This is a genomic window from Tenacibaculum sp. M341, from assembly GCF_004337695.1.
Classification (GTDB): domain Bacteria; phylum Bacteroidota; class Bacteroidia; order Flavobacteriales; family Flavobacteriaceae; genus Polaribacter.
Map to the genome: position 1 here is coordinate 1 of NZ_SJXJ01000017.1, position 17228 is coordinate 17228.

Here is a 17228-nt window from a genome sequence, read left to right on the forward strand (position 1 = left end):
TTCGTTCTTTATTGAATAGATTTGACACCACAATTACTAGTTGGAAAGGCTTTAATTTCCTAGCATTTATTGTAATCGGATTAAAGAAATTTCATAAAATTGAAAAGTCAAGATGACTTCGTAGTATGATAATCCAAAAAATAAATCAGACGATTGTAAATTAAAAGAGAAACTTTCATTATGACGAGTAAAAACACCTGTACTTGGACCAGCATATGTATTTTCAGAATTTCGATATCCTAGTGAACCAAAAGTTGTTTCTAAAGCAAGGTTTTTAGAAACGAAAAATGTAATACCTGGTTTAATTCCTATAAAGTATGAGTTAGTATAAATGTCATTAACAGTATCAAAATCATTATTTCGAGTATTAATGCGTGCGTAACTAGCTTCTCCTTTTAGTGATAAACTTACTTTTTTACCAATAGCAAAGTATTTTTTTACAAACGGAGCTATAGAGTAAGAATTGCTAGTTCTAGTATCGTTGGGTGCACTCAATTCAGAAAAAGCGTGTCCAAAACCGACTCCTAATCCTACAGAAAGATTATCACTTATAAAATAACTGGTACTGGGTAGTATATTGTATGCAAAATTTTTAGATTCATTAAACGTGCTGTAAGGGTATTGACTATAATTTTGCCTTTAGTTATTTGAAAAACCTAATGATAAATTTCCTGCGATATTCCAAGTTCCTTTTTTAATAACTAATTTTTCGCTTTTTTCTTGAGCATTTGCAATTGCTGTAAATAATAGTACAGCGGCTAATAATGTTTTTTTCATAAAAATAATTTATAATGATTATTGAAACTCGAAAGTAATCATCAATAATTATTCTTAGCTAATTGAAAAAAGTAAAATAATGTTAATTAACGATTTTAAGAAAAAATTAATTAAAGGTAAAATATTGTTTTTAAGTGTGTTGAATTGAGTTTAAATGAAGCCTTTTTCTCGAGCTGTTAAAATTAACTCACGGTCATCAGCATCCTCTATCTCAAAAATATGTTTAATTTGTTGTTTTCGCTTTTCTATACTGCGTAAAGAAAGATTGATAATATTAGGTAAATCTTTAGTCTTCGTACCGATAGAAAGTTCGTAAATAATTTTACGATCAGCGTCATCAAGTAAGTAATCACTTGAAACTTCATTTCTAACTAATTTCATTACAGTTTTACTGTAATATGGGGTATTACTTAATACGTTTTTAATAGCTAAAACAAGTTCGTTAGGAGTAAGGTCATTTTTTACTAAAAAACCATCAGGATTGATGTTTTTTAGAATACTATGCACTCTATAATTATCATTAAAAGTTGTTGAAACAATGATGCTTGTTTCTGGAAGCATTTTGTTTATTTGAATACCTAAATCTTCACCAGAAAGAATAGTTCCGTCTTTTGAAGGTGGTAATCTCATATCTAAAAAAACTATATGTAATGGAGTTTCACCAGCAGCAAATTCCTTTAAAATTTCACAAGCACTATCACAATCTACAGCAGTTTGTATAGAAAATGCTATATTTTCATCTTGACTTTGAATAAACTTAAAAGCACTTTTGTAAGCTTCAGCAATAAGGGGATGATCGTCTATTAATAAAGCATTATACTTTTTTAATTGCATTATATGAGGGTATAAGGTATTATAATTTTTAATTCAGTACCTTCATTTAATTTTGAATCAAATAATAAGGTACCATCCAGTTTTTTAACTCTTGTGTTTATATTTTTAATTCCTATTCCTTTTTTGCCTTTTTTGGTGTCAAAACCAACACCATCATCTTTAATTTTTATAGCCAAACTTTCATTGTCAAGATAAAAAATTAAATGCACATTTTTGGCATTTGCATGCTTAATTATATTTTGTAATGCTTCTTGTATGATTCTGTATACATTAGCTTTTGTAATCTCATTTATTTTGGTCCAAGCAATGTTTTTGTCAGATGAGAAATGAGTCTGAAAACTTCCTATCACGCCTTTTTCTTCTAGTAGCTGTTGTATAATTGTTACAAAATTTATGTTAGAATCATCAAAATTATCACTTAATTTATGAGAAACTTCTCTAATCTCTTTTTCTATGTCTTGAAGATCATCTAAAAACTTTTGGTGGCTTTCTTGAGTATCTGTAGTCATTTGCATACCCAGAAAACCTAGGTTTACACGTGTGCCAAATAGTTTTCCTAAAATACCATCATGAAGTTCTGCTGAAATACGATTACGTTCTTTTACGCGCTCTTCTTCTAATTTGGCTTGTTGTTGTAAAGTTAAAACGTATACCTCTTCGTTTGCTTTTTGTTGCTCACTTTCTAAACGTAGTTTTTCATTTTGTACTTTCTGTACCCTTAAAAAATATAATAAGCTTAAAATAAGTAATAAAGAAATACTACCACCTACAATCCAAATACGTTGTTGACTTAATATTTCGGCTTTTAAAGCTAAGCGTTCACTTTCTTCTTTTATTTCATCAGTTTCAAATTCTATACGTGTGAACTTATTTTGGGTTCTACGTTCTACCATTATCAAACTGTCATTAAACTCAATGTAACGGTCTAAGTATTTTTTTGAGTTTTTAGTATCTAATTTAGAAAGCTGTTGTAAAGTTGTTAAGTAATCTTCTCCGCTTTTTAATTCTTTTGCTAGTTTATGTGCTTCATTAGAATATCTTAAAGCATTGATAGTATCTTTTTTATATAAATAATAATCAGAGATATGAATTTTATTAAAAGTTATATCAGTTTTATTATTTATACGTTCTCTAATATCCAATGCTTTGAAAAAAAGTGTTTTAACTCCAGTGGTATCGTTCATTTTCAATTTACAATAAGCTAGGTTATCAGTTGTTCTAGCGTATTGCTCTTCACTTATGTTTTTTTCAAATTCTTTATTGTAAAATTCAATAGCTTTTTTATAATCTTTTTTCTTGAAGTAAATATTACCAATATTATTGTAGATACTTAAATATCTTTTATTGTTGTTATCTACTTTTTTATAGTAAGACAAGGCTTTGTTGTAATATTTTAAGGCTTTGTCGAATTCTTTAATTTGTTCTTGTATGATTGCTAGATAATTATACAAAACATATAAGTCATAATATTTATCAAGGTTTTTGAATATCTCTATAGATTTAATAGTTAATATCTCACTACTGATGTAATCCCTATATATTCCCTTAATGTCAGCCATTCCATATAACATCTTAGCAGACTCATATTTATAATTACCTTTATTAAAAGCTTTAAATCCCTCATTGAAATGCAGAAATGCTTTTTCATGCATTTCGAGATTTATATAATAAGATGCATAATTCCAATGTGCGTCTCCAATAACAAATAGATTATTATTTTTTTTAGCTAAGTTCAATAGCTCTTTATTAAGTTCAAGGAAACGAAGCGTATCTTTAAGTTTGTAATATCTAAAAGTGATAGAGCTATACTCTTTTAAATAACTTTCTTTTCTGTTTTTAATATATAGGTAAGCTTTATTTAGATTTTTCTTTCTGAAATTAAAATCTAATTTTTTATTCTTTGCGTTTTTAATCCATTTTTTTAAACTATCATTTTCAATAAAAAAATGAGTCTTTTTTGTAGATGAATTAGAAATCTTTAAAATAAAAAAAAAGTATATTAAGTATTTGATTTTGATAACTGAAAATTTTTGTCAAAAACAAATCTAAAAAAAAACCTCTAATAGATATTAGAGGTTTGTATAAATAATTATTCTTTACCAGTTCCTCCTTTGTCACTACCACCAGTAGGAATATACAAGGTAGAAGCTTCATTTAGTTGATCAAGAGGAATATCTGTGTTTTGAGTAGTTGTAATTAGTTCGTCTGTGTTATCTGTACAACTTGTAGTGATAACGAATAGGACGATGATCATTAGCAATAATTTTAAATTTCTCATAACTTAACTTTCTTATTTATTAGACAATAGTTTTCCTTGCCGCATTATGCAGCTGTTTTTAGTTTTTATATTTAATTTCTATTCTTAAGGCATCAGAAAAACTGAGGCAATAAGCATCCAGCCCGAGTAAATCAGGTGGTTTTGTAGAATTGAATTGAAAGAATATCAATTCGTGAAGACTTGAACTACCAAGGCCTATTGAGCACAGGCTTCAGGAATTCTACATTATCGTTATTTTTAAGGAAGCGTTTTGCAATTTTTACGTGAACGCTAGTCAATTTTAAAATTAAATTACATTAGATAGTATTAATACCAAATATAATTTTAGTGACTGCTACGTTTTAATGAGTAAACGTCCTTTTTCATTTAGGATTAGCAATATCGATGGATTCATAACTTTTTTATCTTTTTTCATTACTTAGCAAAAGTAAACAATATTTTTGATGCGCTTTGTAATAAAGCAAAAAAGACATCTTATTACAAGATGTCTTTGTGTTTTGTATATATTTTAGAATTTAAATTGTTAGTTATTTTCTTAAATATTGAAAATTACAAAAAACATCTTTACTCATCGATACGCTTGAATGAACAGCTCTAATCGGCGACCCCTCTATGTTTGTACGTAAATAAATTAGTTTCATAATTCTGTGTGTTTTTAAATTGTGTATTTATAATAATAGTTTTATTTGATTACAATACAAATATACGACTTTTTTTCAATGTTTGCAACTTTATTTTGAATTTATTTATTTGATTTACAGTGTTTTAAGTCGGGTTTTTGCAATAGGAATCCTGTCCAGATTTTTAGGTCTAGATGATAAATATTTAAACTTTTTTCAGCCTTTATTTAGCTGTTTTCTGTTAAATAAATCTTTCACAGATTATGTATATTGTTCTATCTTCATTAATAACTATAAATTAAAAAAGGCGTCCGAATAATTTCGAACGCCTTTTTTATATGGTAATTTTTATTTTTTAATAATCATTATATATCATAAAATAACATTCGAAGGTGCAAAAACATAGGTTTTGCTCCTCTAAAACTGTCAATAACTATTACGTTACTTGATGTTGTATGTATATTTAATTGTACCATTCCGAGACAAATATACAAAATTTAATTGAAATGTTAAAAAACGTTAAAAAAATAGAAAAAAAGCAGATTTGCGGTTTTACCGCACAAAAAGTGCGGTAAAACCGCACAGGTTTGTAAAACATATCAAATATCTTTGTATCAGTTAAAAAGCCTATTACATTTTTAGGTCGGGTATAAAAGACTTTATATCATAGTCGTTCGAGGGGGGAATTCTATGAAAAAAAAGGAAAGAAAAGTATCTTTAGCTCACAAAAGGAAAATTTTAAAAGATACCAAAACAAAAAAAACGCCTTAAGTAAGGTGTTTTTTTTTGTTTTTATATGATATGGTTTTATTAAAAACTCTATTAATTAGTCTTTAGAGCTTACAATAGATAGTATTATTAAGGTATGTTTAAGTATTTATGTGTTTGTAATGAAACTTTCCATTTAGGATTGTTCATTACATAATCAATAATTAAAGGAATCATTTTTTCTCGTTTACTCCATTCAGGTTGTAAAAAAAGTAAACTCTTACTGTTAACCTTTGCCGCTTGTTCTTCAGCAAATTTAAAATCACTCTTATTATGAATAATTATTTTTAATTCATCAGCTTCTTCATAAGCTCTATCTAAAGGTAATTTTGTTTTTTTAGGAGATAAGCAAAACCAATCCCAAGTTCCAGAAAAAGCATATGCTCCAGAAGTTTCAATATGTGTTTTGATATCCTGATTTTTTAATTGTTCAGTAATATAGTCTAAACTCCACATTAAAGGTTCACCACCAGTTATAACAACTGTTTCAGCATATTTTTTTGCATTTTCAACAATAATATCAGCATGTGTTGGAGGATGCAGTTTTGCATTCCAACTTTCTTTAACATCGCACCAATGGCAACCTACATCACAACCACCAATTCTTATAAAATAAGCAGCAGTACCAGTGTAAGCACCTTCACCTTGTATGGTGTAAAACTCTTCCATTAACGGAAGCATTTTTCCTTCTTTAATTAACTCTTGCGTCTTTAAATCCATCTACCTTTACAGCTATTACGTCTATTTCAATTTTTGCTCCTACGAGTAAATCGCCTGCAAATGTAGTTCTTGCAGGTTTATTTTTAGGAAAATATTCACGAAAAATTTTATTAAAATTACTAAAATCATCTGTAGTAGATAAAATAACAGTACATTTTACTACATGTTCAAGATTAGAACCATGATGTTTTAATACTTCTTTTATGTTTTCTAAGGTTTGCCTTGTTTCAGCTTCAATACCGCCTTCCGGTAATTTACCTGTTGTAGGATTAATACCAACTTGTCCTGCTAAATATAAAGTATTACCCACTTCAACAGCATCAGAAAAAGGAGCATCTTTTTTGCGTTCTAATTTAGATGAATGATATATGAGATCCTTCTTTGTTGCTTTTTCAACAATTATTTCTTTTTGAATGGTTTCTTTGCAAGCCCCCATCATAATAAGTGAACCAATGCTTAAAATTTTAATAAGTCTCATAATCAGTATGTTTTTTGGTTGATTAACAAAAGTAATTAAAAGGATGTAAAGTTAGATACAATAAATAGGTACGCATTTTTTTTAAAATGCTAATATTAATAGTATTTTTATCGAAAATAAACTACCATGAGTCAAAAAGAAGCTTTCTTTAATTACATTAATGATGGATATGCTTGTGAAGGTGATTTTATTACCCTTGGAGCAGGAATGTTAGAAGAGGAAACCGTTACAAATGCATTGGTAAATATTCCTTTAAAAACTTTAAATAGACATGGACTAATAGCTGGTGCTACAGGTACTGGAAAAACGAAAACACTACAAGTGTTGGCAGAAAATATGTCTGATAAAGGAATACCAGTACTTTTAATGGATGTTAAAGGAGATTTAAGTGGTTTGGCGCAGGCGAGTGATGGGCATCCGAAGATAGATGAAAGGCATCAGAAAATTGGAATTCCATTTAATGCTCAAAAATTTCCTGTTGAAATACTATCAATTTCTGAACAAGATGGAGTACGATTAAGAGCAACAGTTTCTGAATTTGGCCCAGTTTTATTATCTAGAATATTAGATTTAACCGAGACTCAATCGGGTATAGTAGCAATTATTTTTAAATACTGTGATGATAATCAATTACCTTTATTAGATTTAAAGGATTTTAAGAAAATGTTACAGTTTATAACAGCAGAAGGGAAAGAAGAGATTTCTGCTGAATATGGACGTATTTCTTCTTCAAGTACTGGAGCTATTTTACGTAAAATTGTTGAGTTAGAACAGCAAGGAGGAGAATTATTTTTTGGTGAAAAGTCTTTTGAAGTTGATGATTTAACCAGAATAAATGAAGATGGTAAAGGTGTAATATCTGTATTAAGATTAACTGATATACAAGATAAGCCTAAGTTGTTTTCAACCTTTATGTTACAATTATTGGCGGAAGTATATGAAACTTTTCCTGAACAAGGAGATAGTGGGCGCCCTGAATTAATTATATTTATAGATGAAGCACATTTGGTATTTGATGAAGCTTCAAAAGCTTTGTTGAGTCAAATAGAAAGTATTGTAAAGTTAATTAGATCTAAAGGAATTGGTTTATACTTTGTAACTCAGAACCCGAAAGATGTACCAGAAGATGTATTGGCACAGTTGGGAATGAAAGTACAACATGCATTACGTGCTTTTACAGCCAAAGATAGAAAAGCATTGAAGTTGGCTGCTGAAAACTATCCTGATTCTGATTTTTACAACACTAGTGAAGTTTTAACTCAATTAGGAATAGGAGAAGCTTTTGTAACTGCATTAAATGAAAAAGGAATTCCAACTCCGTTAGCTAGAACAATGTTAAGAGCGCCTATGAGTAGAATGGATATTCTTTCAGAAAGAGAAATTCAAGATGTTTTAAACGCTTCTAAGTTGGTCAAAAAGTATAATGATACTGTTGATAGAGAAAGTGCATATGAATTATTAGGAGAAAAAATCAAGAAAATAAACGAAGAAAAATCTGCAGAAGATGAACGAAAAGAAGAGGAGAAAATAAGAAAGAGAAGAACATCAAGTTCTAGCAGAAGTAGTAGACAAAATCCAGTAGTAAAAGTATTAACAAGTGCTACTTTTATAAGAGCAGTATTTGGTATTTTAAAGAAAGTATTATAAACTAAAAGGTAAAACGAATCGTTATATTTAGAAATCAAGCATCATATGAGAAAACTATTTAACACTATTTTAATTGTATCAATTTCAATTCTTTTTGTTCAATGTGGAAAGGATAAATACACAATATCTAAAGGTAAAGTAGGGGAGTTAACAACAGAAACTACTATTGAACAATTAGATAAAATTTTTGCAAAAGATTCTATTGTTAAAATTTTAAGTGAAGGAGCTAAAGGAAATTATTCTTTTCAAGATGAGGATGAATATCAGATTTATGAAAAAGGAGGGAAGCATTTATTAACGATTGTACCTAAACAAGAATTAGATTCTACCTCTACTATAAAAAGTATTGAAATTTTTGACGAACGTTACGCTACAGAAAGTGGATTGAATATTAAATCTTCTTTCAGAGAAATTAATGCAAACAATGCAATTAGTAAAATAGAAACATCTTTTAAATCTGCTACTATTTTTATAGACGATTTAAATGCTACTATTTCTATTGATAAAGAGCAATTAGGTTTGGCTGATTTTAGCATGCAAAAAGTAAGTATAGAACAAATACCAGATTTAGCAAAAGTAAAATCGTTTATCGTTTGGTTTAATTAATGGTTTGAAATTCAGTGTTTTTTATGCTGATTGTTTAAAATCAAGATTAAAATATTTCACACTAAGTTAATTTATAGAATATGTTTTTAATGATTAACTTAAGTTAAAATTAAAGAATCCCAATTTTTTTGGGATTTTTTTATTGCAATTTTACATTAAATTTATTTTAACCCAACTATATTTGCATATCAAAAATTAGAAAATGAAGTACGCAAAAAACATACTTGAAACCATAGGGAATACGCCTTTAGTTAAAATAAATGCGTTGGCAAATGAATTACCTTGCTTGGTTTTAGCTAAATATGAAACTTTTAATCCTGGAAATTCTGTTAAAGATCGTATGGCATTGAAGATGATTGAAGATGCTGAAGTAGATGGAAGACTGAAACCAGGTGGTACTATTATAGAAGGAACTTCAGGAAATACAGGAATGGGCTTAGCTTTAGCAGCAATTGTAAAAGGTTACAAGTGTATTTTTGTAATGGCAGATAAACAAAGTAAAGAGAAAATAGATATTCTTAGAGCGGTAGGAGCAGAGGTAGTAGTTTGTCCTACGAATGTTGAGCCAGATGATCCAAGAAGTTATTATTCTGTTTCTAAAAGAATGGCAGAAGAAACTGAAAATGCATGGTATGTAAATCAGTATGATAATCCTAGTAATGCAATAGCACACTATGAAAGCACTGGTCCAGAAATATGGAAACAAACTGAAGGAAAGATAACTCACTTTATAGTAGGTGTTGGTACAGGAGGTACTATTTCTGGTGTTGGAAAATATTTAAAAGAGCAAAATCCTGATGTTAAGGTATGGGGAATTGATACGTACGGTTCTGTATTTAAAAAATATCACGAAACAGGTATTTTTGATGAGAATGAAATTTACCCATATGTTACCGAAGGTATTGGAGAAGATATTTTACCTAAAAATGTAAACTTTGATATTATTGATGGATTTACAAAAGTAACTGATAAAGATGCAGCTGTTTATACTCAATTGTTAGCAAAGGAAGAGGGAATGTTTTTAGGAAACTCAGCAGGAGCAGCTATGAAAGGAGTTTTACAATTAAAAGAGCATTTTACAAAAGATGATGTCGTTGTGGTACTTTTCCATGATCACGGAAGTCGTTACGTTGGTAAAATGTTCAATGATGATTGGATGAGAGAAAAAGGATACATCGAATAAGATACTTTAGAAGAGTAATTTGAATACTCAAAATAAAAAATCCATCAAATTAATTGATGGATTTTTTTATGTCAAATGCTTAACGTATTAAATATTTTCAATTCTATAAATCTTCTAAAGAGAAATTAATAGGGAAACCATATTTTATTGATACTGGCTCACCATTAACTGTTGCTGGTTCAAATTTAGGTAAATGAGAAACTACTCTAATAGCTTCTTCTTTTAATATTTTACCACCTTTAGGTCCTAAAGCTTTAATGTTAGTAACATTACCTTCTTTATCTATGATAAAACGAACCCAAACTTCACCTTCTAATTTATTTACAATAGCTTCATCAGGATATACGAAGTATTCTTGAATGTGCTTGATCATTTCGTCATTAAAACAACTTAATTGATCTCCAGTACCTTTACAATCTGGGAAAGCAGCTAAATTATCAACTTCGTTAAATTTTTGAGCACTTCTAACTTCTTCTCTAGTTAATCTATTAGTTAAAGCATCAAGATTCGTTTTAATTTTTAAAGATTTAGAGATATTTGAACCTTGTTGGATGTCAGAGATACCAGCTCCGCTTAAATCATTACTTGTAGCAGCAAGATTTCTTTTTCTCTTTTTTAAGAAACGCTTTTTAGATGCAGATACTCTTACCGTTAATTGTCTAGATTTTTTCTTGTCTTTCTTTTCAGTTTCTTGAACAGTACATTTAGTAATGCTATTTAAACTTTCAATAGTGTTTTGATCAGATTCACAAGTATCTTTTTGTGCATAACTACTTATAGCAAAAGCTATAAATAAAGTGTATAATACTTTTTTCATGGGATGAGGGATTTTGTTTGTTTTATACTTACATTTTTAAGACACATAATTGGCTGTTAGGTCACTTGGTTGCTAATCAATCAATTAATGGGCTTGTACAAATAAAACATTTTTTTATTGAATTATGCAAATTTTATCGATAATTGGTAGTATTTTAACTATAAATGGTATTTTTTAACAGTTTTTTCGCCGAGTTGAATGGAGTAGATGTTCCATTTTCTAATTTTTTGATTTCTTTTTCTAGTTCAATAACCACGTTAGGATTCTTGTAAAATTGTTGTTTTAGAGCTTCTTCAATTGTAGAAAATAACCAGTTTTTATTTTGTTTTGTTCTTTTGCTTTCAAAAAAACCTGATTCTTTTGCATCTTTAATATAATCTGAAATCATGGTATGGATTTCTTCTATACCTTTATTGTTTAATGCACTAGCAATCATTGTTTTTGGAGTCCATCCATTTTCTTTGGGCGGATATAAATGTAATGCTCTGTTAAATTCAACTTTTGCAATTTTAGCATTTTTAACATTATCTCCATCAGCTTTATTAATTACAATAGCATCTGCCATTTCAATAATACCACGTTTAATCCCCTGGAGTTCATCACCAGCTCCAGATAGTTTCAGTAGCAAGAAAAAGTCTACCATTGAATGTACTGCAGTTTCACTTTGTCCAACACCCACAGTTTCAATAATAATAGTATCAAAACCAGCAGCTTCACACAGTATAATGCTTTCTCTTGTTTTTTGAGCGACACCTCCTAAAGAAGTTCCAGAAGGAGAAGGACGAATAAAAGCATTTTCATCAGTAACTAATTGTTCCATTCTAGTTTTATCACCTAAAATACTTCCACTATTAACAGAACTACTTGGGTCTACTGCTAAAACAGCTACCTTTTTACCTTGGGCGGTCAAATATTTACCAAAAGCTTCTATAAAAGTACTTTTTCCAACACCAGGCACTCCTGTAATTCCAATTCTTACTGATTTGTTAGCGTGGGGTAAACAAGCTTCTAAAATAGTATTTGCCTTTTGTTGATGTTTGGCATTCGTACTTTCAATAAGTGTAATAGCTTTACTTAAAAAAGGAATGCTACCGTCTAAAATTTTTGAGATATAAGTGGAAGCTTCTACTTGTTTTCTTCGGCTTGCTTTTATTTTTTTAGCAGCATTCATGCTAGTGGTTTCAGGTTGTGAAACTCCTGCCTTTTCAGATAAATTTGATTTTGAAGCCTTTGCCATTACATTAAAAAAAGAATACTATGTTGTAAATTTAGAAATAAATTAGTGAAGTTATTTCAACTTTTTTAATTACTTGAAATTAAAAATGCAACGCTAAGAAAAAATAATCGTCTTTATGGCAAGAAACTAATAAATGTCACCAAACAAAGAAATACATCAAAAGCTCATTAATGAGTGTAAGAAACAAAAACCAAAAGCACAAATTCAATTATATAATTTGTATTGTAAGTCAATGTTTTATGTAGCGGTAAGATATGTGAAAGATACAGCTGTAGCTGAGGATGTAATGCAAGATGCTTTTATAAAAGCATTTAAAAATATTCAGTCTTATAAAAAAGAAGTTGCTTTTGGTGCTTGGTTAAAGAGAATTGTAATTAATCAGAGTATAGATGAGTTAAAGAAAAAGAGACTATCATTAGTAGCAATTAATGAAGAAGTATTGAATGTTAGTGAAGACAATGATTGGGAGGTTGAAGACGAAGTTTCTACCGAAATGATTGTATCGGCAATTAAAGCTCAAAAAGAAAAATATCGATTGGTGTTAATGTTGTATTTAATAGAAGGATATGATCATAGTGAAATAGCCGAGGTTTTAGGAATTACAGTTGTAACTTCAAGAACACATTTGTTAAGAGGAAAAAAATTAGTTAGACAATATTTAAAAACAATGAACTATGCCGAAGGATATTAGAAATATAATGAAAGAATTTAAGGAGGAACAATTTTCTCTTTCAACCGAGCACGAGCAAAAATTCTTAGGAAAACTTCATAAAGAATTTCCTGAAAAGAAGAAATCATATAAATGGTTATATGTAGCAGCATCTGTTATTATTTTAATAAGTGTTGGAGTGTCTTTCTTTTTGAAAGAAACTACTGTAAATCCATCAGAAAATAACCTAAAAGAAATTAATTTAGGAACGATTTCTCCAGAAATGAAAAAAATAGAGAACTACTATTTAACAGCAATTAATTATGAAATAGCTAGTTTACAAGTTACTCCAGAAAATAAGACCTTATTGGACGAGTATTTAGAGAAGGTTAATAAGTTAGATATTGATTATAAAAGGTTGAGTAAAAAGCTTACTGCAGAAGTGTTAGATACCAATACTATTGATGCCTTGATTATCAATCTTCAGTTACGTTTGCAGTTGTTAATTCAACTGAAAGATCAAATTAAAGAGTTACAAACTAAAGAAAAAAACAATGAAAATAGTACCATATAAAATAATCACATTACTAATTTTTAGTATGGGAGTTTTACAAGCTCAAAAATCAAAACATAATTTTAAAGAAGAGTTTAAAGTAAATTCAGATGTTGTAATTGATATTAATTCAAGACATTCAGATATAGAAATAGAAACATGGAATAAAGACAAGGTTGTTATAGAGACCGAAATGATTATTGAAGGAGAAGGTGTTACTGATGAAATGAAAAAAGAGTTTTATGAGAAGTGGGATTTTGATGTGAAAGGAAATAAAGAAAGAATTAGTATCACTTCAAGATCTAATAATAGAATTAATTTATCGCATTTTGATTTTGACATACCAGATTATAGTTCTTTAGCAAATTCATTATCAGAATTATCAATAGGGAGTTTAGATATTTTAGATTCGGTAGATTTTGAAATGCCAGAGATGCCTGAAATGATATTTGAATTACCTGAATTTAAAATGCCAGAGATATTTTTAAGTTTTGATTTTGATGAATACAAGAAAAACAAAAAGTATTTAGAAGAATGGAAAAAGAAAAATGAAAAACTTTTAGGGGAAGAAGTAGAAGTAAAAGTTGATGGAAATTCTGTTACTATAAAAAATAAGGAAACTAACAAAACGATACAGTTTTTTAAAGATTGGGAAGGGTTTAAAGCATTCGATTTTAAAGAGTTTAATGCTGAAGAATTAAGCGAAAGGTTAAAAGAGTTCAAAGAAGAAAGAAAAGATCAAAGGAGAAAGTTGGTTGAAATACAAAAAGAAGCACTTGAAAAAGCGAAAATAAAGATGAAAGGGTATGCTAAAGAAAAAAAAGAAGCGAATAAAAAGAGAAAAGAAGAGATAAAGAAATATATAAAAGAAAGAAAAGAGATTAAAAGTATTCTAAAAAACAAAAGTAAATTCAAAATAAAAAAGATAATTAAAATAAAGGTTCCTAAAAATGCAACTTTTGATATGGATGTTAAGTATGGAGCATTAAAGTTTTCAAAATAATAAAAGTTATAATAAATAATTACACCTCAAATGTTTGGACGCATTTGAGGTGTTTTTGTATGCTATTATCTTGATATATCTTTTGTAAATCAAAGAGTTAAAGCTAATGTTTAATTTCAAACAAAAAACGAGTAAAATAAGTTGTTTCCTTTAGAAAAGTTTATGATTTAACTTGATAAAAAAGTGCCTATATTTACATTTTAAACACAGTACAAAAATCATGGAGCTATACAAAGACAATCAGCTTAAAATTTATAACTCGTTATCAAAATCAAAAGAAGTTTTTAAAACAGTTACCGAAGGTAGGGTTGGAATGTATGTGTGTGGACCAACAGTATATAGTCATGTACATTTAGGGAATTTAAGAACTTTCATGTCTTTTGATATGGTATTCCGCTATTTGTTACATTTAGGATACAAAGTTCGCTATGTACGTAATATTACTGATGCTGGACATTTAGAAAGTGATTCTGAAGATGGAGAAGATAAAATTGCAAAAAAAGCACGTTTAGAGCAAATAGAGCCAATGGAAGTAGTTCAGCGTTATACTGTAGACTTTCATGAAATTACTAAGAAATATAACTTTTTACCTCCAAGTATCGAGCCTACAGCTACAGGTCATATAGTTGAACAAATTGAAATGATTAAAGAAATCATGGATAAAGATTTGGCTTATGAGGTAAACGGATCTGTATATTTTGATGTTCTAAAATATAATGAAACAAGTAATTATGGTATTCTTTCTGGTAGAAATATTGAAGATGCTATACATAATACAAGAACTTTAGACGGACAGTCAGAAAAGAGAAATCCACAAGATTTTGCACTTTGGAAAAAAGCTAGTGATGCTCATATTATGCGTTGGCCTTCGCCTTGGAGTGATGGTTTTCCAGGGTGGCATTTAGAGTGTTCTGTAATGAGTTCTAAATATTTAGGAGAACAAATAGATATTCATGGAGGAGGAATGGATTTGAAGTTTCCTCATCATGAATGTGAAATAGCGCAATCTCATGCTTGTTCTGGTGTTCAGCCTGTAAATTACTGGATGCATGCTAATATGTTATTGTTGAATAGTCAAAAAATGGCAAAATCAACAGGGAATAGTATTTTACCTGGTGAAATTTTATCTGGGGAAAATAAAATTTTGAGTAAGGCATTTGGAGTAGGAGTTGTTCGTTTTTTCGTAATGCAGGCTCATTACCGTAGTATTTTAGATTTTTCTAATGATGCGTTATTAGCATCTGAAAAAGGATTTCAAAAGTTAATGCAGGCGGTAAAAGCATTGAAAACAGTTACAACAGCTAAAAGTTCATCGTTTAATGTTTCTGAATGGAAGCAAAAGTGTTATGATGCGATGAATGATGACTTTAATACACCAATTTTAATTTCTCACCTTTTTGAAGCTGTTAAATTTATCAATCAGTTAAAAGATAACAAAGCAACTATAACTTCTGATGATTTAGAAGTATTAAAAGTTACTTTAAATGCTTTTGTTTTTGATGTACTAGGTTTAGTAGATGATACGCAAGAGCAAGGTTCAGATAAACTTGATGGTGTTGTAGAGTTATTAATAAAGTTACGTAAAGAAGCCAGAGATAATAAAGATTGGGCTTTATCTGATCAAATTCGAGACGAATTATTAGCACTGGGTATTCAATTAAAAGATGGTAGAGAAGGCACAACTTTTTCTGTAAACTAATATAATTCAGGTACGTTGAAAAAAATCTTAATATATCCGTTTGTATTATTAATTCGTTTTTATCAAACAGCAATTTCTCCATTTACACCAGCTACGTGTAGGTATCATCCTACTTGTTCTTCTTATGCTTTAGAAGCATTAAAAAAGCATGGTTTGTTTTACGGAGGTTGGTTAGCGGTAAAGAGAATTTTTAGTTGCCATCCATGGGGAGGAAGCGGTTATGATCCTGTGCCTGAAAAGAAACAAAATAAAAATTAACTAAATAGATTAAATGAACTACTTAGCAATTACTTGGGATTGGAATCCTGAGATTTTTAATGTTGGCGGATTTAGTATTCGATGGTATAGTTTAATGTTTGTAATAGCATTTATACTAGGAACGCAATTAATGAAGAAGATTTTTCTAGAAGATAAAATTCCACAAGAAAAAATGGACCCTCTTTTCATGTATACGTTTGTATCAATGCTTATTGGTATGCGTTTAGGAGAAGTCTTTTTTTACAGTTGGTCTGATTATCAAGACAATTTACTACAGATAATTTTACCTTTTAGAAGGCAAGAAGGAGCAGAAATGTTATTTGGAATTGTAAAAGGGTGGAAATTTACTGGGATTTCTGGGTTTGCAAGTCATGGTGCAGCAGTTTCTATTCCTATAGCGTTATACTTTTATACCAAAAAACATTTAGATAAATCTTGGTTATTTATACTTGACAGAATGGGGATAATGGTTGCTTTAGCAGGTTTCTTTATTAGATTAGGAAACTTCTTCAATTCTGAAATCTACGGAAAGCCAACAGGGTCTAGTTTTGGAGTAATTTTTAAGAGAGCGGGAGAGAAGGTGCCAGCACATCCAACACAATTATATGAAGCGTTTAGTTACCTAATATTATTCTTCATTTTATGGCGTTTGTATTGGAAAACAGATAAAAAACTGAAAGAAGGATATTTGTTTGGAGTTTTTATGATTGCTTTATGGTCGTTACGTTTCTTTATAGAGTTTGTAAAGAAAGCTCAAGTAGCAACCAGAGAAGATTGGGTATTCAATTCATTAAATACAGGACAAGTTTTAAGTATCCCATTGGTATTGATAGGTGTTTGGTTAGTGTTTAGAAAATCAAAAACTGAAACAAATAATTAATTAGCATACAGCTATTAATAATAACAATAGTAAAAAATCCATTCTAGAATTTCACTAGAATGGATTTTTTGTTTTTACAAAAACGTTGTAAATTTTAGTAATTATTTTAATTAACCAAATAAAAATTTTCAATTATTTTTAAAAACGTAGAGAAATTAGGAAAAAAACTAACTAAATCAGAACAAAAAACAGTTAACGGAGGTGTTACATTATTTTGTTTC

The 17228-nt window shown here is 29.2% G+C and carries 18 protein-coding genes and 1 pseudogene; 10 read left to right on the forward strand and 9 right to left on the reverse strand.

Features of this window, described 5'->3' with window-relative positions; all coding sequences use genetic code 11:
- Positions 1 to 116, forward strand: a pseudogene (locus EYW44_RS22800) (IS5/IS1182 family transposase); the annotation flags it as partial.
- On the opposite strand, the gene EYW44_RS16680 reads toward EYW44_RS22800, so the two are convergent.
- From EYW44_RS16680 to EYW44_RS16705, 7 genes are all read right to left on the reverse strand, one after another.
- Entirely contained in the window at positions 67 to 495 is a 429-nt protein-coding gene (locus tag EYW44_RS16680; protein WP_132725161.1) for a hypothetical protein, read from the reverse strand. The pseudogene EYW44_RS22800 and the gene EYW44_RS16680 overlap by 50 nt on opposite strands.
- A 144-nt stretch (positions 496 to 639) precedes the next feature.
- On the reverse strand, positions 640 to 777 hold the full coding sequence (locus EYW44_RS22315) for a hypothetical protein (protein ID WP_165872256.1): 138 nt from the start codon (positions 775 to 777) through the stop codon (positions 640 to 642).
- Between the two features lie 150 nt (positions 778 to 927).
- On the reverse strand, positions 928 to 1611 hold the full coding sequence (locus tag EYW44_RS16685) for a response regulator (protein ID WP_132725163.1): 684 nt from the start codon (positions 1609 to 1611) through the stop codon (positions 928 to 930).
- Positions 1611 to 3347: a tetratricopeptide repeat-containing sensor histidine kinase gene (locus EYW44_RS16690; RefSeq protein ID WP_132725165.1), complete on the reverse strand. Its 1737-nt coding sequence runs from the start codon at positions 3345 to 3347 to the stop codon at positions 1611 to 1613. Before EYW44_RS16690 ends, EYW44_RS16685 begins: the two co-directional genes overlap by 1 nt.
- Before the next feature lie 353 nt (positions 3348 to 3700).
- Positions 3701 to 3889, reverse strand: coding sequence for a hypothetical protein (locus EYW44_RS16695; protein ID WP_132725167.1), 189 nt, complete (start codon positions 3887 to 3889; stop codon positions 3701 to 3703).
- A gap of 1478 nt (positions 3890 to 5367) precedes the next feature.
- Positions 5368 to 5997: a 7-carboxy-7-deazaguanine synthase QueE gene (locus tag EYW44_RS16700; RefSeq protein WP_132725169.1), complete on the reverse strand. Its 630-nt coding sequence runs from the start codon at positions 5995 to 5997 to the stop codon at positions 5368 to 5370.
- Entirely contained in the window at positions 5969 to 6475 is a 507-nt protein-coding gene (locus tag EYW44_RS16705; RefSeq protein WP_132725171.1) for a RidA family protein, read from the reverse strand. Before EYW44_RS16705 ends, EYW44_RS16700 begins: the two co-directional genes overlap by 29 nt.
- Before the next feature lie 126 nt (positions 6476 to 6601).
- Here EYW44_RS16705 and EYW44_RS16710 point away from each other — a divergent pair, with 126 nt between their 5' ends.
- The 3 genes from EYW44_RS16710 to EYW44_RS16720 all read left to right on the forward strand — a co-directional run bounded on the left by EYW44_RS16710 (position 6602) and on the right by EYW44_RS16720 (position 9911).
- Complete coding sequence (locus tag EYW44_RS16710) at positions 6602 to 8122, forward strand: helicase HerA-like domain-containing protein (RefSeq protein WP_132725173.1); 1521 nt, start codon at positions 6602 to 6604, stop codon at positions 8120 to 8122.
- A gap of 45 nt (positions 8123 to 8167) precedes the next feature.
- On the forward strand, positions 8168 to 8728 hold the full coding sequence (locus tag EYW44_RS16715) for a hypothetical protein (protein WP_132725175.1): 561 nt from the start codon (positions 8168 to 8170) through the stop codon (positions 8726 to 8728).
- A gap of 202 nt (positions 8729 to 8930) precedes the next feature.
- Entirely contained in the window at positions 8931 to 9911 is a 981-nt protein-coding gene (locus EYW44_RS16720) for a PLP-dependent cysteine synthase family protein (protein ID WP_132725177.1), read from the forward strand.
- Between the two features lie 103 nt (positions 9912 to 10014).
- Here the strand turns inward: EYW44_RS16720 and EYW44_RS16725 are convergent, their stop codons facing one another.
- Together EYW44_RS16725 and meaB are read right to left on the reverse strand one after the other, a co-directional pair.
- Positions 10015 to 10728, reverse strand: a complete 714-nt coding sequence (locus EYW44_RS16725; protein ID WP_132725179.1) for an energy transducer TonB — start codon at positions 10726 to 10728, stop codon at positions 10015 to 10017.
- Between the two features lie 154 nt (positions 10729 to 10882).
- Positions 10883 to 11965 carry a methylmalonyl Co-A mutase-associated GTPase MeaB gene (gene meaB, locus EYW44_RS16730; protein WP_132725181.1) on the reverse strand — a complete coding sequence of 361 codons (1083 nt, stop codon included), beginning with the start codon at positions 11963 to 11965 and terminating at the stop codon, positions 10883 to 10885.
- Positions 11966 to 12098: 133 nt separating this feature from the next.
- Between meaB and EYW44_RS16735 the strand changes: the two genes are divergently transcribed.
- From EYW44_RS16735 to lgt, 6 genes are all read left to right on the forward strand, one after another.
- Positions 12099 to 12656 carry an RNA polymerase sigma factor gene (locus EYW44_RS16735; RefSeq protein WP_132725183.1) on the forward strand — a complete coding sequence of 186 codons (558 nt, stop codon included), beginning with the start codon at positions 12099 to 12101 and terminating at the stop codon, positions 12654 to 12656.
- A complete protein-coding gene (locus EYW44_RS16740) occupies positions 12640 to 13188 on the forward strand; it encodes a hypothetical protein (protein WP_132725185.1) in 549 nt (182 codons plus the stop codon). Before EYW44_RS16735 ends, EYW44_RS16740 begins: the two co-directional genes overlap by 17 nt.
- Entirely contained in the window at positions 13169 to 14170 is a 1002-nt protein-coding gene (locus EYW44_RS16745) for a hypothetical protein (protein WP_132725187.1), read from the forward strand. The genes EYW44_RS16740 and EYW44_RS16745 overlap by 20 nt, the downstream gene beginning before the upstream one ends.
- A gap of 220 nt (positions 14171 to 14390) precedes the next feature.
- Positions 14391 to 15869: a cysteine--tRNA ligase gene (gene cysS, locus EYW44_RS16750; protein ID WP_132725189.1), complete on the forward strand. Its 1479-nt coding sequence runs from the start codon at positions 14391 to 14393 to the stop codon at positions 15867 to 15869.
- A gap of 15 nt (positions 15870 to 15884) precedes the next feature.
- On the forward strand, positions 15885 to 16127 hold the full coding sequence (yidD, locus tag EYW44_RS16755) for a membrane protein insertion efficiency factor YidD (protein WP_132725191.1): 243 nt from the start codon (positions 15885 to 15887) through the stop codon (positions 16125 to 16127).
- 13 nt (positions 16128 to 16140) lie between these two features.
- On the forward strand, positions 16141 to 17007 hold the full coding sequence (gene lgt / locus EYW44_RS16760; RefSeq protein ID WP_132725193.1) for a prolipoprotein diacylglyceryl transferase: 867 nt from the start codon (positions 16141 to 16143) through the stop codon (positions 17005 to 17007).
- The last annotated feature ends 221 nt before the right edge of the window (positions 17008 to 17228 follow it).

What these genes read in the sequence shown, in the direction of transcription:
- lgt (WP_132725193.1), top strand. Translation starts at nt 16,141, where the DNA reads ATGAACTACTTAGCAATTACTTGGGATTGGAATCCTGAGATTTTTAAT.
- EYW44_RS16715 (WP_132725175.1), top strand. Translation starts at nt 8,168, where the DNA reads ATGAGAAAACTATTTAACACTATTTTAATTGTATCAATTTCAATTCTT.
- EYW44_RS16700 (WP_132725169.1), bottom strand. Translation starts at nt 5,997, where the DNA reads ATGGATTTAAAGACGCAAGAGTTAATTAAAGAAGGAAAAATGCTTCCG.
- EYW44_RS16705 (WP_132725171.1), bottom strand. Translation starts at nt 6,475, where the DNA reads ATGAGACTTATTAAAATTTTAAGCATTGGTTCACTTATTATGATGGGG.
- EYW44_RS16745 (WP_132725187.1), top strand. Translation starts at nt 13,169, where the DNA reads ATGAAAATAGTACCATATAAAATAATCACATTACTAATTTTTAGTATG.
- EYW44_RS16710 (WP_132725173.1), top strand. Translation starts at nt 6,602, where the DNA reads ATGAGTCAAAAAGAAGCTTTCTTTAATTACATTAATGATGGATATGCT.
- EYW44_RS16685 (WP_132725163.1), bottom strand. Translation starts at nt 1,611, where the DNA reads ATGCAATTAAAAAAGTATAATGCTTTATTAATAGACGATCATCCCCTT.
- EYW44_RS16740 (WP_132725185.1), top strand. Translation starts at nt 12,640, where the DNA reads ATGCCGAAGGATATTAGAAATATAATGAAAGAATTTAAGGAGGAACAA.
- EYW44_RS16725 (WP_132725179.1), bottom strand. Translation starts at nt 10,728, where the DNA reads ATGAAAAAAGTATTATACACTTTATTTATAGCTTTTGCTATAAGTAGT.
- EYW44_RS22315 (WP_165872256.1), bottom strand. Translation starts at nt 777, where the DNA reads ATGAAAAAAACATTATTAGCCGCTGTACTATTATTTACAGCAATTGCA.
- EYW44_RS16720 (WP_132725177.1), top strand. Translation starts at nt 8,931, where the DNA reads ATGAAGTACGCAAAAAACATACTTGAAACCATAGGGAATACGCCTTTA.
- EYW44_RS16695 (WP_132725167.1), bottom strand. Translation starts at nt 3,889, where the DNA reads ATGAGAAATTTAAAATTATTGCTAATGATCATCGTCCTATTCGTTATC.
- EYW44_RS16735 (WP_132725183.1), top strand. Translation starts at nt 12,099, where the DNA reads ATGTCACCAAACAAAGAAATACATCAAAAGCTCATTAATGAGTGTAAG.
- cysS (WP_132725189.1), top strand. Translation starts at nt 14,391, where the DNA reads ATGGAGCTATACAAAGACAATCAGCTTAAAATTTATAACTCGTTATCA.
- meaB (WP_132725181.1), bottom strand. Translation starts at nt 11,965, where the DNA reads ATGGCAAAGGCTTCAAAATCAAATTTATCTGAAAAGGCAGGAGTTTCA.